At 39.6% G+C, this 17,687-nt stretch carries 12 protein-coding genes and 1 riboswitch; of the genes, 9 read left to right on the top strand and 3 right to left on the bottom strand.

What is annotated here, in order from left to right; translation table 11 throughout:
* Window positions 1-25: 25 nt before the first annotated feature.
* Entirely contained in the window at window positions 26-3,157 is a 3,132-nt protein-coding gene (locus tag AC2YHV_RS26875; RefSeq protein WP_487374517.1) for an efflux RND transporter permease subunit, read from the bottom strand.
* A gap of 189 nt (window positions 3,158-3,346) precedes the next feature.
* On the opposite strand from AC2YHV_RS26875, the gene AC2YHV_RS26870 reads away from it, so the two are divergent.
* From AC2YHV_RS26870 to AC2YHV_RS26850, 5 genes are all read left to right on the top strand, one after another.
* Complete coding sequence (locus AC2YHV_RS26870) at window positions 3,347-4,225, top strand: TetR/AcrR family transcriptional regulator (protein ID WP_057277198.1); 879 nt, start codon at window positions 3,347-3,349, stop codon at window positions 4,223-4,225.
* A gap of 131 nt (window positions 4,226-4,356) precedes the next feature.
* Window positions 4,357-5,250 carry a YegS/Rv2252/BmrU family lipid kinase gene (locus AC2YHV_RS26865; protein ID WP_487374516.1) on the top strand — a complete coding sequence of 298 codons (894 nt, stop codon included), beginning with the start codon at window positions 4,357-4,359 and terminating at the stop codon, window positions 5,248-5,250.
* 128 nt (window positions 5,251-5,378) lie between these two features.
* The gene (locus AC2YHV_RS26860; protein ID WP_095680013.1) at window positions 5,379-6,041 is read left to right on the top strand and encodes a hypothetical protein; all 663 of its coding nucleotides are present in this window, start codon (window positions 5,379-5,381) and stop codon (window positions 6,039-6,041) included.
* A 14-nt stretch (window positions 6,042-6,055) separates the two neighbouring features.
* On the top strand, window positions 6,056-7,315 hold the full coding sequence (locus AC2YHV_RS26855) for an efflux RND transporter periplasmic adaptor subunit (RefSeq protein ID WP_487374515.1): 1,260 nt from the start codon (window positions 6,056-6,058) through the stop codon (window positions 7,313-7,315).
* Window positions 7,316-7,514: 199 nt separating this feature from the next.
* A riboswitch (cyclic di-AMP (ydaO/yuaA leader) is annotated at window positions 7,515-7,662 on the top strand.
* Window positions 7,663-7,833: 171 nt separating this feature from the next.
* The gene (locus AC2YHV_RS26850) at window positions 7,834-9,093 is read left to right on the top strand and encodes a cation:dicarboxylate symporter family transporter (RefSeq protein ID WP_057277202.1); all 1,260 of its coding nucleotides are present in this window, start codon (window positions 7,834-7,836) and stop codon (window positions 9,091-9,093) included.
* Between the two features lie 70 nt (window positions 9,094-9,163).
* On the opposite strand, the gene AC2YHV_RS26845 is transcribed toward AC2YHV_RS26850, so the two are convergent.
* Entirely contained in the window at window positions 9,164-9,325 is a 162-nt protein-coding gene (locus AC2YHV_RS26845) for a hypothetical protein (RefSeq protein WP_487374514.1), read from the bottom strand.
* A 310-nt stretch (window positions 9,326-9,635) separates the two neighbouring features.
* On the opposite strand from AC2YHV_RS26845, the gene AC2YHV_RS26840 reads away from it, so the two are divergent.
* The 3 genes from AC2YHV_RS26840 to AC2YHV_RS26830 all read left to right on the top strand — a co-directional run bounded on the left by AC2YHV_RS26840 (window position 9,636) and on the right by AC2YHV_RS26830 (window position 13,489).
* Window positions 9,636-10,418: a hypothetical protein gene (locus AC2YHV_RS26840; protein WP_487374513.1), complete on the top strand. Its 783-nt coding sequence runs from the start codon at window positions 9,636-9,638 to the stop codon at window positions 10,416-10,418.
* Between the two features lie 453 nt (window positions 10,419-10,871).
* Window positions 10,872-11,954, top strand: a complete 1,083-nt coding sequence (locus AC2YHV_RS26835; RefSeq protein WP_063574489.1) for a D-alanine--D-alanine ligase — start codon at window positions 10,872-10,874, stop codon at window positions 11,952-11,954.
* A gap of 152 nt (window positions 11,955-12,106) precedes the next feature.
* On the top strand, window positions 12,107-13,489 hold the full coding sequence (locus AC2YHV_RS26830; protein ID WP_487374512.1) for a UDP-N-acetylmuramoyl-tripeptide--D-alanyl-D-alanine ligase: 1,383 nt from the start codon (window positions 12,107-12,109) through the stop codon (window positions 13,487-13,489).
* A gap of 50 nt (window positions 13,490-13,539) precedes the next feature.
* On the opposite strand, the gene AC2YHV_RS26825 is transcribed toward AC2YHV_RS26830, so the two are convergent.
* Window positions 13,540-14,691 (bottom strand): PP2C family protein-serine/threonine phosphatase, encoded by a 1,152-nt coding sequence (locus tag AC2YHV_RS26825; RefSeq protein WP_487374511.1) that lies wholly within the window; start codon window positions 14,689-14,691, stop codon window positions 13,540-13,542.
* A gap of 1,355 nt (window positions 14,692-16,046) precedes the next feature.
* On the opposite strand from AC2YHV_RS26825, the gene cshA reads away from it, so the two are divergent.
* Window positions 16,047-17,546, top strand: a complete 1,500-nt coding sequence (gene cshA, locus AC2YHV_RS26820) for a degradosome RNA helicase CshA (protein ID WP_202190667.1) — start codon at window positions 16,047-16,049, stop codon at window positions 17,544-17,546.
* Window positions 17,547-17,687 lie beyond the last annotated feature (141 nt).

The following is a 17,687-nucleotide window of genomic DNA, read 5'->3' as shown; positions in this document are numbered from 1 at the left end:
AGGAATCCCCTCTTTTTTTTCTTCGTTACTTAACTGTTTTTTTCTTCTTTTTACCTATTTTCATTATAAATTCATATACTACCGGCACTATTACAAGTGTTAGCAATGTAGAACTCACCAGTCCGCCGATAACGGTAATGCCCAAACCTTGTGATATTAATCCACTGCCTTCCGCACCGATTGCCAGAGGTATTAAAGCGCCGATTGTGGCAAGGGCAGTCATCAGGATAGGGCGTAGACGGGTGGATCCTGCCTCGAGTAAAGATTCCCTGGTAGATAGCCCGGATTCTTCATTCTTGATAACACGGTCCACTAATACGATGGCATTGGTCACGACGATACCTATAAGCATCAGGACACCCATCATTGCCGAAACGCTGATGGTCTCACCTGCAATGAATAGCCCTGCCAATGCCCCGATTACCGTAAATGGTAAGGAGAAGAGAATGGCTATTGGTGCTAAACCACCATGGAAAGTAACCACTAGGACAAAGTATACGATAGCAACTGCCGCTAACATAGCGATACCAAGTTGAGTGAATGATTCTTGGATATCTTCCGTTACTCCGCCGTAGTCTATAGAGACGCTTGCAGGAAGGTCTAATTTATCAACTTCCTTCTGTACCTCAGCTGTCACTGCGGCCACATCATCCGATTTGATTGTTGCAGACACGTCGGCATAAATTTTTCCATCGCGGCGGCTGATTGTATCGGAAGCTTTGCCTTCTTCGATTTTTACAAGCTCTTTCAATGGGATTTCCATTCCCATTGGAGAAGAAATTTTCGTATTCTCTAGATCTTTTTTGTCTTCGAATGTCGTTTCTTTTGTCTCGACATATACTTTGACTTCTTCTCCATCTTTCTTAATGGTAGTTAAAGCATCATCCTTATTCGTATTGGCGATGGACATGCCAATTTGTGCAGCTGTCAGTCCAAGGTCGCTTAGCTTTTCTTGGTCTGCAACTAAAGTGTATTGCTCATAAGCATCTAAAAGACTTGTATCAACATCTTTTAAATCTTTATTTTTCTTCATGATATTTTGAATATCATCAATTACCGGTTCAATATCTTTTTGTGTATTTCCGTAAACAAACAGAGTGGTCTCGTTGCTTGATGTTGATGTGAAATCTTGTTGTTTCCATGTTCCAGGTGAATCAAGTTCAGTTAATTCTTTTATGACGGTTTCTTTTTTGTCCCCGAAATTTTCGGTGTCTTCGTCATAGAGTACATAGAAGAGAGCCGAGTTACTCGAGCCGCCCATCATGCCTCCGCCCATCATGCTTTCGCCAAGTGTGTATTGAACGGTCTTCACATCGTCTTTATCCATGAAGTATTTTTCCACTTTTTCTGTTTGCTTTTCAATATCCTCTTTTAACTCTCCAGGTGCGGGAGTGTAAGTGACGATGATCGTTTTTTGTTCATCTGCAGGCATGAAGCTTACACCGATGCTTGGGATTAGGAATAAACTGCCAACTAATAATACAATGGCTGTGCCGAAAGTGATTAGTTTATGATTTAATGACCAATCTAGTGATTTTCGATAGAATGCTGATAGTTTGCTTGGTTTTTCTTCATGTGATTTTAATTCTTTTGTAGATAGTCCCTTTTTAAATAAAGAGTCTGCCATTGCCGGAACAAGTGTGATGGCGATTATTAATGAAGCGACTAATGCAAACACCATTGTTAAGGCGAATGGCGTGAATAGTTCCCCGACAGGTCCTGTAACGCTTGCTAAAGGCAGGTATACGGCTACAGTAACGATTGTCGATGAAAGGATGGGGATGAACATTTCCTTAGTGGCAGATCGTATTAATTCGCCGCCTTTTAATTGTTCGCCTTTTAAAGCCATTCTTCTATAAATATTTTCTATGACGACAATGGAGTCATCGACGACTCGGCCAATCGCAACGGTCATGGCCCCAAGTGTCATGACATTCAATGAAATATCCATTTGTTTGAGCACCAAAAGGGCTGCTAACAGGGATAATGGAATCGAAATGACGGAAATGAGAGTCGTTTTAAAGTTCCTAAGGAACAGCATGATAACAATGACGGCAAACAGACAGCCGAAGAGTGCCTTACTGATCATGGTTTCAACGGAATCTTTAATCGGTTTAGCTTGATCGAGAGTAGTGTGTACACTTACCCCATTAAACTCTTCTTTGAAATTCGATGCTTCTTCATTTACTTCGTCGACGATTGCAACTGTATCGGCATCAGGTGATCTTGTAACCTGGATTCCAATCGATTCGCTACCGTTTGTTCTTGAAATCGATTCAGCCTTACCGGTAATTTTAACATCGGCAATATCTGATAATTTCACATTTTGCAGTTGGGCAGGACCTGTTTCCATTTCAGGAGATAATTGATTGGTTTCCTGTCCAGTTTGTGCTGGCGCTCCTGTTTTCGGGCCGCCGGTTAAAGGTATCTTTATATTTTTCAGGTCCTTTAATGTGGAAATGTTTCCATCCACAACGATCGTTTTCTCTTTATCATCAAAGTTATATATGCCAAGCGGCATACTGACGTTTGCAGCCTGGATAACCTTCTTTACGGTTTCTTCATCGAGCCCGTATTGAGCCATCTTGTCCTGGTCGAATACAAGGCTTCCTTCATTTACTTGCTGTCCGGAAATGGATACGGATGTCACGCCGTCAATTCCTTCAAGTTTAGGTACTAACACCTCTTCGACATTTTTTGTAAGGGCTGGTAAATCAGAAGCCTTATCTGTTACACTGAGTGCGACGACAGGAAAAGCGTTTAATTCTAATTTAGATACACTCGGGTCATCTACTCCCTCCGGCAGTTCCAATTTCTCTAAAGCTTCTTTCACTTCTTTTACTGCATCATCCATATCCGTATCATAATCATATTGTAATTGGATGGAAGAGGCATTGGCCATGGACGAAGAACTGACTAATTCGACTCCTGGCAAATTTGTTACTTTTAGCTCAATCTGGTCTGTGAGCTTATCTGCTACTTCTTCAGGTGCAGCTCCAGGATAAACAGTGGAGATGCTTATTAAAGGAGTGGAGATGCTTGGTATGGTTTCTTGTTTCATGTTTAAACCGGAGTATAAACCAGCTGCAACGATGATGATGGTAAGCAACCAGATTGCCAATTTATTCTTTAATGAAAATTTAATTATTGAATTCAAGCTTGTACCCTCCATACATAAAATTGTGACCAGTCGGTCACAAACTCAAATATATAGTATATGGATTATGATTGCAATAGATAATATCCGTTAGTGCTAACGTTGTGATTTCAAGGGTTTTGGGATACAATTTGGAGGATGTGACCAGTTGGTCACCGGTGGACAATTTTAAGAGATAGGATGAATTTGATGAAAGAAAAAAATAAGATGATCATAGATAAGTCTGTGGAGCTTTTCGCGGAGAAAGGCTATCATGCAACTTCGGTTCAGGAAATTGTTGAAAAATGCGGGATAGCAAAAGGGTCCTTTTATAATTATTTTAAATCGAAGGAGGAATTACTAGTCTCCATTTTTAAATTTTATTATGAAGCGTTGACAGACTCATTACTTGATCTTGAACTGGATGCTTCATTGTCCAGTAAAGACAAATTCATGAGGCAGATCACTGTTCACATTGAGCATATGACGGGAAATACCAACTTGATTCAAATGATGATGCAGGAACAAATGGTTCATATCAGCAAGGAACTAGATGGATTTTTACATTATATCCATGAAGAGGGCTTGATTTGGTTCAAGCGTAAAATCATTGAGTTATACCCGGGACTTTCATCTGATCTTCTGCCCGATTGCACCATTATTTTAGATTCGCTTTTCAAAGGCTATATCGGAATATTGATCAGGAAACAAAATGCTTTCGATGTAGAATTGTTACCTAGCTTCATATTGAACCGGATGGATTCCATTGTCACAAGTCTGGAGAACATGGAAGATCCATTATTGAAACAATTTCCCCTACCAGGTTGCTCGATGCGGGATATGAGCCCAAAAGAAGAAATCCATTCGATTATCGCCAGGATGCTGGAAGTGGAAACACGTAAAGAAGAGGGAATGGAAACACGTAAAATTACGGAAGCTTTAAAGGCACTCCAGGAAGAATTTTCAAAGGTTAGGCCAAGCTCAATCATCTTGGAAAGCCTTTTGTTATTTTTGGAAAAAAATGAAAAAAGAAGCCCCTTGTGTTCAAAGCTTATCTTATTGATGAAGGATTATTTGCTGAATATATGAAGGCTTTACTGAAAGTGGCGAAAGCCTCTTTTTCATTTAAATTTTTAATGAGATTTAAAAACGGAGATTTAGGAAAAAGTAAAAAGTGATGGGAAGAAGACAATTCTTTCAATAATATGGGGGCTAGAATCATGCGATGGAAAAAGGGAATGCTGATTTATAATAAAAATGCAGGGAATGATAAACTCGAAAGGAATCTAGGAGGGTGTCTTCCGGTATTAGCTCCACATATTGATGAGTTTCTCATTCTACAAACAAAGCAAAAAGGCGATGCATGCCGTTATTGTTTGGAATATGGTGAAGAAATGGATGTAGTTTTCGTATTGGGAGGAGATGGAACGGTACATGAGTGTGTAAATGGCCTTTCACCCCTTCAGAGGCGGCCGTTGTTTGGGATTTTACCTGGAGGGACTTGCAATGACTTCTCCAGGACATTAAAGATTCCTCAAAATGTTCGTCAAGCTGCGGAAGCATTAGTAAACGGTAAGGTTCGTCCAATTGATATTGGTAAGTCCAATAACGATTATTTTTCCAATTTCTGGGGAGTTGGGCTTATTTCAGATGCTTCAAATAATATTGATGAGCAGGAAAAAAGCAGGTTCGGAAAGATAGGATATTTATTAAGCGCTGTAAGGACGATTGGTGAGAGTGCTCCCTTTCCCTATAAACTGGAATATGATGGGGATTTCATTGAAGGGGAAGCAGTTATGATTTTAGTCTTGAATGGTTGTTTTATCGGCACTAATTTATTGCCCTTTCCCATGATAAGACCAGACGATGGGCTCTTTGGCGTTGCCATCTTGGAAAATGCAAGCCTTGGTGCATTTTTAGAAATAATAGCGATGAAACGTTCATGGACTCAAAATATGAGTTCTGACTCTGGGGTGACTTATTTACAAGCAGGTACCTTGACTATTGAATCCAAGAGGCCGCTTGATGTGGATATGGATGGAGAGAACTATAGGCAAACTCCTTCACGCATTAAAGTCCTTGCCCACCATTTGTCGGTATTAACACCAAATTAGTGTGGGGATTCTATTTAAAAGGAAAGGCTTATGTGTTTTTTTTGTATATTCATTCCTTATTTCTGCAATTGTTTCCAAAATAGGATAAAATGTATGATGATATATCATTTTTTGCAGGAGGACCAATTATGGTGTACCAGGTCGGATTGTTAAAGGGCATTTTACAGCCTTATCGGAGTCGTTATCAGCTGCAAAATGCAGAGGCAGTCACAAAGTTTGGATTGAAATTAATATTTATATATTTTCTTAGTCTTATAGTATTCGCCGTTGGGGGATATTTTGGGATTGGTTCAGAATCATTTTCCAAAGAAATCACGAAGATGAGCGCCAATGAGTTTGAAGCAGCAAAGTTGCTGATTTTGAGCGGCAATATAATAACAGGAATAATCCACCCTTCCATATACATATTTTTAGCAGCTCTATTCTTTTGGATCGTTACTGATATCCCCTATATAAAATTAGTTATCGTTCAAATGATTCTTTTTGGCCTGCAATTAGTGGAAAAAACATTATTGATTCCCTTATTCGTTTTAATGGATATAGGCAGCGATGCCAATCCTTTTTCTTTGGGGATCATCAGTCAGTATTTTCTCAGAAGCGATTATTTCATTCACTTTTTCAGTGAAATTACCATTTTTCAATTTCTCATTATTGCTCTGCAATATTTTTATTTAAAGGAATTTACAGAACGTAATAATTATTTGGTCCTTTTAATGATTGTTCTTTTCTATTTGGCCACATGGTTTGTTAAAGCCTTTTTAGGATACATCCAAGTAGGCGTATTTGTATAAAGCGGGTGAAATGAATGAGCGGTAACTGGAAAATAGTGGCGGTCTCCATTGCGTCGATAGTGTTAATAACCGTTAACTTATACCTTATTGAAAAAAAGGAAAGCAAAGTGGAACGTACGGTTTTCGTTGAAAACTGGACTAAGGTAAAAAAAGATACAATTACGGATACTATTCAAACAAATGGGGTAATTAAACCAGTAGAAGAGTATGATATCTATTTTGATGCCAAGAAAAATGATTTTAAGAAATTCCTTGTAAAAGAAGGCGATTCGATTACGGCTGGCTCCTCGTTGTTTGAGTATACGGCGACCGAACTTGATGCGCTTAAAGCGAGTTTGGAAGCGGAGAAAACGGCAGCTGAGGGGGAAAGGGCAGGGATTGAGGAATACATAGGGAAGTTGAGGTCTTATCAGGGGACCTTGACCAGTGAACCTGAAGCTGCAATTGATGAATCGGTGGAAAAAAACTTGAATATTGATATAACGACAAGCTCTTCAGACCTTATTAAAAGTAACATTGAGCAAGAAATGTACAAGCAGGAACTAGAAAAAAACAGGTTGGATGAAAAAGTGAAAATGCTTGACGCTAAATTAAGTTCGATTGAGGAGCAGTCCAGTGCAATTGTGACGACGAGCGAGGCTGATGGTGTCGTTAAAAATATCAATAAAAACCTTGATAATCCCATTATATCCATCGTTTCTACAAATATGGCAATTGAAGGGGATTTCTCCGAAGAGGAAATGAAAAAGGCTGAAGTGGGCATGACTATAAAAGCAAGTTCCTCTGATTCAAAAAAGGCATTGAAAGGGACGATAGGCCGTATCCATTCCTATCCCGCAGAAGAGCCATCATTAAAAAAAGATAACAGATTTCCATTTCAGGCTTTAATCGAACCGGAAGGCGAAGAAACGGAACCTCTGTTGGTGGGATCGAAAGTGAACCTTACTGTAATAACCAATGAGAAAGCCGGTGTACCCTCCATACCTATAGAGGCGGTACAATACCAAAAGCATCCATATATTTACAAGTTGACGAATAAAGGCCATGTGGATAAACATTACATTACAAAAGGTCTTAAGGCTGAAGGGAAGCAGGAAATCATAAAGGGACCGTCTGTAGGTGACGTCATCCTCCTGAAGCCGAATGTGGCAGTGAAGAACCATTCTTATTTTATTACCCCGATTCAATTTGAAAAAGTGAAAGCTAGAACTTATAAAAAATTCACCTCTAGGGAAAAAGTAAGATACCTGTTACTTGGCATTCTGGAAAAATAACCGCTTTTTTCACAAGAGAGGTGATGACAAATTATTTATTAATTATATCAATATAACTTAAGTGATTAAAAATCGGGAAGCGTAATTATAGATAGAGTAGCTATTAATACAGAATATTCAGACATATTTAAAGACCTTTTTCTAGAACGGATGCGAATAAATATTTACAGATTATCATTTTTAGTATAATATTTTATTATAAGTTAACTCGCTTAATCTTATTCCAAGAACGGGGGACCCATTTTTGTGGATTTTATCCGCTAGGGGTGAATTCAGAAATGAAAGGGCTTTTTGTGTTTCCAATCCTAACCCGACAGCTAACCTCGTCAGCGTCTTCAAGGGAACATGTGTGAATATTCACGCCTATAAGAAATCGACACATGAAGTGTCTTTTTTTTCGGCGTAAAGACAGAGTTTTTCAAAAAAGAAAAATTACTTTCTTTTATTAGTATCTTGTTTCCCTTACCGAGACAAAAATGTTTTTGCATCAAAGACTTTATGGAAGGTGAGGAAAGTAAATGAAGAAATTCAAACTAAGTTTAGCTAGCCAAATTTTCATTGGTTTAATTCTAGGGATTATCGTTGGTGCCATTTTTTATGGTAATGAGACGGCCCAAAACTTTTTACAGCCATTCGGAGACATTTTCCTACGAATGATTAAAATGATTGTAGTGCCGATCATCGTTTCAAGCCTTATCGTTGCAGTTGCTGGTGTAGGTGATTTGAAAGCGGTAGGTAAACTAGGTGCTAAATCATTATCATACTTTGTTGTCGTAACTATGATAGCGATTGCTGTTGGTTTAATTTCAGCGAATATCATCCAGCCTGGTGCTGGTGTGAATATGGATAAGCTGGAACAAACTGATATTTCTACGTATGTTGATACAGCAGAAACTAAGCAGCATGAATCGTTCGTGGATACACTCGTTCACATTGTACCATCCAATCCAGTTCAAGCTATGGTACAAGGCGATATGCTAGCGATCATTTTCTTCTCCGTGTTGTTTGGGCTTAGTATTGCAGCCATCGGTGAAAAGGGTAAACCAGTATTCCGCTTCTTCCAAGGTACAGCTGAAGGAATGTTCTACCTAACTAACATGGTCATGAAATTCGCTCCTATCGGTGTATTTGCACTAATCGGTGTGACGATCTCCAAGTTCGGTTTGGAATCTTTAATTCCGCTAGGAAAGTTAGCGCTTTCTGTATACGGAACAATGATTTTCTTTGTAATAGTCATTCTTGGTCTTATTGCGAAATTTGTCGGATTCAATATCTTTACGCTGATTAAACTTCTAAAAGAAGAATTGATTCTTGCTTTCTCTACTGCAAGTTCAGAAGCGGTTCTTCCGAAACTCATGGAAAAAATGGAGAAAGCGGGATGTCCAAAACATATTGCTACATTTGTTATTCCGACTGGATACTCCTTTAACCTTGATGGTTCTACATTATACCAAGCGTTAGCAGCTATCTTCATCGCTCAAATGTACGGAATCGATTTAAGCGCGTATGAGCAAATTACGCTGATGCTAGTTTTAATGATCACGTCCAAGGGAATTGCGGGTGTACCGGGTGTATCTTTCGTAGTTCTTTTAGCGACATTGGGAACTGTCGGTATTCCTATTGAAGGTCTAGCATTTATTGCCGGTATCGACCGTATTCTTGATATGGGACGTACAGTGGTAAACGTTATCGGTAATTCACTTGCGGCAATCGTCATCTCTAAATGGGAAGGTCAATTCAACCCTCCTTCCAAAAAAGAGTTAGAGCAAGTTTCTTAATATAAAAAATCCAGAGTGAAATGTCACTCTGGATTTTTTTATTTATTTTTTTGAATGAAATAGCGCTTTCTTATTTCTCGATGACTGTAAACTCTGCTTCCTTCAGATGCTCAAGCACTTCAAGTTGAATTGTTTTATGGAGGAAACTACCTTCTTGACGCGTCTTCCCGGATGTCAAAATACCCCCAAATTCATAAAGCCTTTCATCTTGTTTACCCCAAAACCAAATCATTTCCTCTCGGCTCAGAAGGTCATGTGTTGTGAAATGAAACTACCTTCCGGCTTTAAAATACGGTTGATTTGTTTTCAAAGCTAATGTCGGTCATTTTGAGTTGGGGAAGCATCAGCAAAAAGGGAAGCGGCCCTATGAAATGAGTGAATGAATGAAAAAACCATTTATGATCCTTTCTTCGATTTGGTTAATATGGATTTCTACCTGATGCAGATGATGATGATTAATATTGGGGTTATATAACTTACGTGAAACTCCAAAAGTTTGATAAAATAACATTATTGATTGAGAGCTCGGAGGGGGTCAGGTTATGAAGAATGAAAGTAATGATATCTTATACATGTATATGCAGGCTTCCGAACGGTTTGTCCTTTTTAATGGACTCAATTTTCGTGAATTCGTCAATTCGCTTCCGTATACCTTGGATTCGATCTTATTATTGAAACATCAATTCGATGGTGGGGAATACAATTTGAATGTCCTGCTTGAGAGCGCTTCATCTGAAGCTATTGCGAAGCTCGTTAAAGAAAATGTCCAGGCATATGGAGATTTCTGTTGGATCGATTTTGAAGAAGCGGAAGGGCTGGATGAATTGGATGGAAGGGAAATAGCGGAACTTTTATATTTAGGACACGCTAAAACCCATCTGGATCCCCCGTTTTTCCGTAAATTGAATAACCAATTTGTGTACCTTGCCCAGGATGATGGCTGGTTCAATAAAATTTATTTTCGTTCCCTTTCGACATATTATATGATGTTAGGGAGGCTGATTCCGCTAAAGCTGGAGCCGTTAAAAGTAGAGAGGACGTGGCTTGGAATCAGAAAGAAAAAAGAGCTGACGGCGATTCCTGCAGAAATCATCGTTTCCTTGGCTCATATTCTGGCAGAGGGGCTCGTTTTTTCCTTTCGGGATGTTAAGTATACTAGGACGAAAATTGAGATACCGGCATGGGTCGTAGGGGATTATTTAAACATGGATGAAATGCATGATTCCTTTTTGGATAGAGATAGTAAGGAGCCCGATGCATTTATTATCTTCAATCGAAAAGAGAAGATTTGGGAAAGCGTTATTAGAAATACACCATCCTCCTGATTTTATTTGAAGTCTTTGAACTTTTTAGGTGTAAGACTTACCGTCTCATGCATAAAAGATAAGAGAGGGAAACGTAGAGGTGTTCACAGGACGTGTTAGCACAGGAGTTGCCACAGGATGTGGCGGTTTTATCCTGTGTTCTGCAGAATAGTAATCATTGGAAAAGCCACAATGATGGAAGTTTCGCTTTACCCCGCATTAACAGGCTGTAAGGAAGCCTGATGATAAATGTAATGAAAAAGAAATGTGGTGAGCCAACAGCCTGTAAATGCCCGATTGCGATGCACAGGACGTGCTAGCACAGGAGTTGCCACAGGATGTGGTGGTTTTATCCTGTGTTCTGCAGAATAGTAATCATTGGAAAAGCCACAATGATGGAAGTTTCGCTTTATCCGTTTTAGTGTAAAGTGATACAATGAACATGGTTAAAAGAATATTGGAGGGTAATAACTCATGAAAACTAAACTTGGTTTGCTTTATGGTGGAAAATCTGCGGAGCATGAGGTTTCTATGCAGACGGCTTTAGCGGTCATTAAAGCTCTCGATTTAGCAAAGTTTGATATATATCCGATTTACATAACAAAAGATGGTTCATGGATTAATGGACCAAAGTTAACAGGTCCTGCCGAGAACGTGGAGGCTTTGACATTTTCACCGGAAAAATCGAGCTCGCCTCTTGCCCTGCAAGCACATTCAACTGATGAAGATAGTGAATCAACAGGGTATGACGTAATTTTCCCATTGCTTCACGGACCGAATGGAGAAGATGGAACCGTACAAGGGATGCTGGAACTGTTGAACCTTCCTTATGTAGGGAATGGCGTTTTAGCTTCTTCAGCAGGAATGGATAAGGTCATCATGAAAAACATTTTTGCCCAGGCAGGACTTCCTCAAGTGAAATACACTTGGTTCATTCGTTCCGAATGGGAGAAGAATACTGAAAGTGCCATCAAAAAGGTAGCGGATGAATTGGGGTACCCTTGTTTTGTCAAACCTGCCAATTTAGGTTCAAGTGTCGGTATCAGCAAATGTAATGATGCTGATGAACTGGAAAAAGCGGTAGCGGAAGCTTTTCAATTCGATCGGAAGATCATCATTGAAGAAGGGGTCATTGCTCGTGAACTCGAGTTTGGTATTCTTGGTAATGATGAACCGTCTTGTTCAGTGGCAGGCGAGATCATCCCTAAGAAAGATTTTGCCTTCTATGATTATTCAGCAAAATATGTAGACGGTAATTCAGCGATGGTCATTCCGGCGGAGATAACGGAAAGCGAGTATGCAGCTTTATCCGAAATGGCCATTACTGCCTTTAAGTCATTGGATTGCTCTGGATTGGTCCGCGCAGATTTCTTCTTGACGCATGAGGGGCAAATCTATATTAATGAAGTGAATACAATGCCTGGGTTTACTCCTTTCAGCATGTTTCCGTTATTGTGGAAGCACACAGGTGTCGACTATCCAGCGTTAATTGAAACACTCGTGAAACTTGCCTTGGAACGTCATCAGGAAAAACAACAAATCAAATATACAGTTTGATCATGCAGGTAAAGTATCAGTAAACTCCACAATCCATCATGCCTTGATTTGATGGATTCCAATCAGCAGGAACCGGTGCGATTTAAACTGGTTTCTGCTTCGTTTGGTTAACGGAGAGCGATTAACGGTTCGATGAATGTAGGAGGAACAAAATGATAAAGAGAACGTTAAAACAAGTACATGAAATGGCAGAGGGATTGAATGATATCAGTCCATTCCAGTCCAAAGGAATTAATGGGGTTACCATCGATTCAAGAACGATCAAGGAAGGATGTTTGTTCATTCCGCTTAAGGGAGAGAAGGTTGACGGCCATGAGTATGTCAAGCAGGCTTTAGCGCAAGGGGCTGCAGCTTCCTTTTGGCAAAGGGATGTTCCGAATCCTCCTGATGATTTACCGATAATCATTGTCGAAAACACTGAGAAAGCACTTCAACAATTGGCGCGTTCTTACCGCCAGGAGTTGAATATAAAGGTCATTGGGATAACAGGGAGCAATGGTAAGACCACTACGAAAGATATGACCGCTGCGCTGCTGGCAACTGCCTATAAGGTTCATAAAACCAATGGAAACTTCAATAATCATTTAGGTTTGCCGCTAACGATACTTTCTATGGCACAGGATACGGAAGCGGCTGTTTTGGAAATGGGAATGAGCAGCCGCGGTGAAATCGAGTTCTTATCCAAAATGGCAAAGCCTGATGTAGCGATCATTACCAATATCGGTGAATCACACTTATTGGATTTAGGATCACGCGAGGAAATCGCTAATGCGAAGTTGGAAATTGTCGAAGGTTTGGCGAAAGATGGAACGCTGATATATCATGGTGATGAACCATTGCTTCGCAATCGGATCAAAAAGGATTTTCCTGATTTAAACGTAATATCTTTTGGACGTACGGAAGAAAATGATTTATTTCCACAGGCCATTAGCCAAGGGGCGGACAGTACCACGTTTACAATCGCAAGCGGTGATAAGGAGATCGGTTATGAGATACCTGTGTTAGGTCATCATAATGTTCTTAATGCGTTGGCGGCCATCTTGGTTGCTAAAGAATTCAATGTGGATGATTCTTCGATCCGTAAAGGCCTATCGACCATTCAGTTAACTAATATGAGGATGGAATTGGTTGAAGGCGCAAAAGGGCAGAAAATCATCAATGATGCATATAATGCCAGTCCAACTTCAGTCAAGGCGGCAGTGGAGTTGGTTGAGGGCTTATCTGGATTCGAGAATAAGATCCTTGTATTGGGAGATATGTTGGAGTTAGGGCCGCAGGAAAAAGACTTTCATACGAAAATTGGTGAATTGATTTCCAATGAGCGGATTGATAAGATTTTCACATATGGTCCTTTAGCCGAGTTTATTGCCAAGGGAGCGAGCAAGTCTTTTTCATCGGAGCAGGTTCGCCCTTTTCAAGATAAGCAGGAGCTTATAGAGGAACTTAAGTCGTCCACACAGGAAAATGACATCATACTTGTTAAAGCTTCCAGGGGCATGAAGCTGGAGGAAGTCGTTCAAGCTCTACAAAAATAAAAAATAAAGAAAAGGCCGTTTCTTTTTTGAAACGGCCTTTTTTATTGTCTTTAAAACAGTGTCCCGGCTATAATGCAGATGTCATCGTTAATCACTGAATGCCTCATCCTTGAGACCAATAGCTCCTGAAGAAGGTCATTTGTATCGAGATGGACATTTTCAATGAATTCCCTCTCGATATTGTCAGATCGGTCAATGGCGGAAGGTGTGTGCGTTTTAGACAGTCCGTCTGTATAGATGATGAAACGGCTTCCTGGTTCATAATGAAAGACTATTTTTTTTATGGGCAATTCGGGGATCAGTCCGCTTGGGGTGGCCCCTTCGTTTAAGTTGAGAATTTGATTGGTGCATGGGGAATACAAAAAGGCCGAAGGGAGTCCGTAGTTCACATATTCGATGAGTCGATCCTTTGTATTCACGTATGCGATGAAGGCTGTAATACGAGCATATTTTTTGTTTTCCCGATTAACTCCTTGAAATAGGTCCCGAATATGTTTGCCCAGTTCCTCTGTTATGTAAATGGGGTCTTTTACCCGTTTGATAAGGTCGGGCATCAAAGTCCTTATGGACATGTTTATAAGTGCTGTGTGGATGCCATTTCCAAATACATCGATCATGATGAAGCCGTATATCCTGTCGCCGACCTCCGCCCAGTAAAATAAATCCCCAGAAAGCTCACTCGAAGGCTGAAAAAGGCCTTTGACCTCTATATCTTCATTATTGATCGACAAAGGTAAACTTGAAAGTTGAATCCCCTTTGCAATTCGCAGGCTCCTTGCTGATTTTTGGTGTATCTTTTCAAGCTCTTGCCCCTTCATTTTTGCCGAAAACAATTGCATGCTGATGTTTTTGAGTGACTTTAATTTAATCCGGACTTCTACTGAATCGGCAGGGACCGCCATGGTTTCATAAAAGGTCTTTTCCGGTAAGGCATGAGGGGGCTCCATTCGTAAAGCGCGTTTGTAAATGAATAAGATAGGGATTTCGTGAGATTCAGCTAAGGCAAATAAAGAAGTTTGCTGCCAAGAATCTGTTGATATGTGCAAAGGCAAAATAAATAATGATTTCATTAAGTCCGATGAATCTTCGAATAGATGACTTTGATTGAGTGGATCCTCCAAAAAAGTGACTTTCTTGTTCATTTTCTTTAAGATTCGACCAAAATCCTTACATAAAGGAACATCTATTGTGAATATGTTCATATAACCCCCCGTTGATTTGTTGATAGGTCAATCATACTGCATTTAGACTAATTTAATATAATTTTTACACAAAAAGATGAAATTTTCGAAAAATTAATGATTCCATATACCTGGAAATTCATTCATGATAAGCCCTTTCCTCCAACGGGGGTAATCGTGGAAGGGGGTTATCGTTAGATTTTAATCCTTCCTGAAAAAGGTTTGTTGAAACTATTTGATTTAAACTCATATCATATATAAATGGATGTTCGTTTTGTGAAAAATTTAATTGGATACAGTTAGTCGACAAGAGGCCGGGATGCTCTCATCCCGAACCATGATTTTAACAGGACTAGGTTCCGGTTTTGTGAAATCCTCATAATTGGATTTCTGAAGCCACTGGAACGGTTTTTAAATAAAAAACTGTAGAAAAACTCGCTTTCTTCGAATTTGTCTAAGTTTGAATCCACTTACGCATAAATGGATATAGTAAAACGGTGATCCTATTGATGAAATAATCAGTCCATGTTTTTTTAGCCCATTATTGAATGAACAAGCGATATTCTTACTCAAAAGTGTCACGGTTGCATATTTAACAGGAAGAAATGACTAATTTTTTCATTTTTGAAACTGTCTAAAGTTTTTAGTAACTCTGAATGGGCGATATCCTTTATTGCATTAACAGTTTGAAAATGGTAATATGAGTATGAGTTTAAATGTCTTATCATTGATGATTATTTAAAATTAATCAGGTTGAGGCAACAAAATTGTATGTTCTTACATGTTTCATGAGTTCATTCTTGAGATTATTTTAGATTAAATAGGCCTCGCGTCTGGTCATATATAAAAGCTGCATCTATTGGCGGCTTTAGTAGCTATTAGGGAATCAAGCCGCATTTAAGCGCTTTTCCACTTCTGCAAATCCTCAACGCACCGGGCCTGTTTTGTATAAGAATCTTGGCTCTCGTCAAGTTTTGTTCATACAGTCTTTTTAAGTCTGATGAATAATAGGTGCAGCAGCCCTCACCTGAATAAAACGGTGAAACACCCGTTTATGCTACTTTTAATTTTCCATATTGAATTTAATTTTGGTTACATGTACTTTTAAAAAGATGAGCGTAGGTTAATGATAAGTCTACACGTGCGCGAAGTTAAAAATGCCAGTGAATGTCCGTACTGGTATATTTCCTTTTTAAAAAATCATATTGAGTTCATTTGAACTAAAAGGCAGACATACTTTTAGGTGATAATGATAAACTTTTTATAAGAGATAAAGAAGAACATCCGTCATGATGATGAGGATTTGAACTAAAACATCTGTGCATGATCCATGAATGCACGTGTAAATTTACGATATAAAAAGGAGTACGAAAACATTGACATTGTTTAGCGAATTAGGATTAGATAGAACGTCCATGAAATCAATAGAAAAAATGGGATTTGAAGAAGCGAGCCCGATTCAATCCCAAACGATACCTCTAGCACTTGAAGGTAAAGATATCATTGGTCAAGCGCAAACGGGAACAGGTAAAACAGCAGCATTCGGTATTCCATTGATGGAAAACATCGATATTAATAACGAAAACGTGCAAGGGATTGTCATTGCACCTACACGTGAGCTTGCCATTCAAGTTTCCGAGGAACTTTTCAAGCTTGGTTACGGAAAACGCGCTCGTGTACTTGCTGTTTATGGTGGACAAGACATCGACCGCCAAATCCGTGCTTTAAAGAAAAAACCACATATTATCGTTGGTACGCCTGGTCGTCTTTTAGACCATATCAAACGTAAAAATATTAAATTAGGCGGAGTTCACACTGTAGTTCTTGATGAAGCGGATGAAATGCTTAACATGGGATTCATTGAGGATATCGAATTGATCCTTTCAACGGTTCCTGACGAAAGGCAAACATTGCTTTTCTCAGCTACAATGCCTGATCCGATCCGTAAAATTGCTGAAAGATTCATGCGGGAACCAGTTCTTGTACGTGTAAAAGCAAAAGAAATGACAGTGGATCGTATCGAACAATATTACTTGGAGTTAAAAGAAAGTGAAAAATTCGATACACTTGCACGCCTTTTCGATATTCAAACACCGGATCTTGCAATCGTCTTCGGACGTACGAAACGCCGTGTCGATGAATTGGCATCTGCATTGAATATCCGCGGTTATATGGCTGAGGGCATTCATGGTGACCTTAGTCAGGCAAAACGCCTTTCTGTTTTGAAAAAGTTTAAAGACGGCAGCATCGATGTACTCGTTGCTACTGATGTTGCTGCACGTGGACTTGATATTTCCGGCGTTACTCACGTATACAACTTTGATATCCCTCAAGATCCGGAAAGCTACGTTCACCGTATTGGACGTACAGGTCGTGCGGGTAAACATGGTATAGCCATTACGTTTGTAACACCAAGAGAAAGAGGCCAACTGCATGCAGTTGAACATACAACGAAAAAACGTATGGAGAAACTTAAGACTCCTACGTTAACTGAAGCGTTGGAAGGTCAACAAAAAGCAGTAACGGAAAAAATCCTTAATACAATCGAGAATGAGGATTTAACTTTATACCTTGGTCAAGCGGAAGAATTATTACAAAAACATAGCGCAGCGGATTTAGTTGCAGCCATGCTTAAATCAATGACAAAAGAACCGGATCAAACGCCTATCAAGTTAACGGAAGAATCTCCGTCTCCAATGCGTCGCAATCGCGGAGGAAGCAGTTCTTCTGGCAACAGACAGCGCAATGGCCGCAGTTCTTCAGGCAGAAAAGATTACGGCAGCGGATCAGGGAAACGCCCAAGCGCGAACCGTAAATCGAATGGTTACGGAAACCGCAGCACGAGCCAAAAAAGAGAAAAAACTAATAAGATTTAATTGAATTGGGAATGCCGCTCATTTGAGCGGCATTTTTTTATGTGCATCACCAACTTCTTCATGTAAGGTATCCGCGGTTTTTGGATGGAATGCCCACAGCCTTTGTTTGAAAAGGGGTTAATTTCCAGTATTTAAATATAG

It is taken from the genome of Peribacillus sp. SRI_006, from assembly GCF_057586375.1.
This window is presented reverse-complemented; position numbering and strand designations above follow the sequence as displayed.

Coding starts and splice junctions, on each gene's coding strand:
- AC2YHV_RS26870 (WP_057277198.1), top strand. CDS start 3,347: ATGAAAGAAAAAAATAAGATGATCATAGATAAGTCTGTGGAGCTTTTC.
- AC2YHV_RS26860 (WP_095680013.1), top strand. CDS start 5,379: ATGGTGTACCAGGTCGGATTGTTAAAGGGCATTTTACAGCCTTATCGG.
- AC2YHV_RS26835 (WP_063574489.1), top strand. CDS start 10,872: ATGAAAACTAAACTTGGTTTGCTTTATGGTGGAAAATCTGCGGAGCAT.
- AC2YHV_RS26850 (WP_057277202.1), top strand. CDS start 7,834: ATGAAGAAATTCAAACTAAGTTTAGCTAGCCAAATTTTCATTGGTTTA.
- AC2YHV_RS26840 (WP_487374513.1), top strand. CDS start 9,636: ATGAAGAATGAAAGTAATGATATCTTATACATGTATATGCAGGCTTCC.
- AC2YHV_RS26825 (WP_487374511.1), bottom strand. CDS start 14,691: ATGAACATATTCACAATAGATGTTCCTTTATGTAAGGATTTTGGTCGA.
- AC2YHV_RS26830 (WP_487374512.1), top strand. CDS start 12,107: ATGATAAAGAGAACGTTAAAACAAGTACATGAAATGGCAGAGGGATTG.
- AC2YHV_RS26855 (WP_487374515.1), top strand. CDS start 6,056: ATGAGCGGTAACTGGAAAATAGTGGCGGTCTCCATTGCGTCGATAGTG.
- AC2YHV_RS26845 (WP_487374514.1), bottom strand. CDS start 9,325: ATGATTTGGTTTTGGGGTAAACAAGATGAAAGGCTTTATGAATTTGGG.
- AC2YHV_RS26865 (WP_487374516.1), top strand. CDS start 4,357: ATGCGATGGAAAAAGGGAATGCTGATTTATAATAAAAATGCAGGGAAT.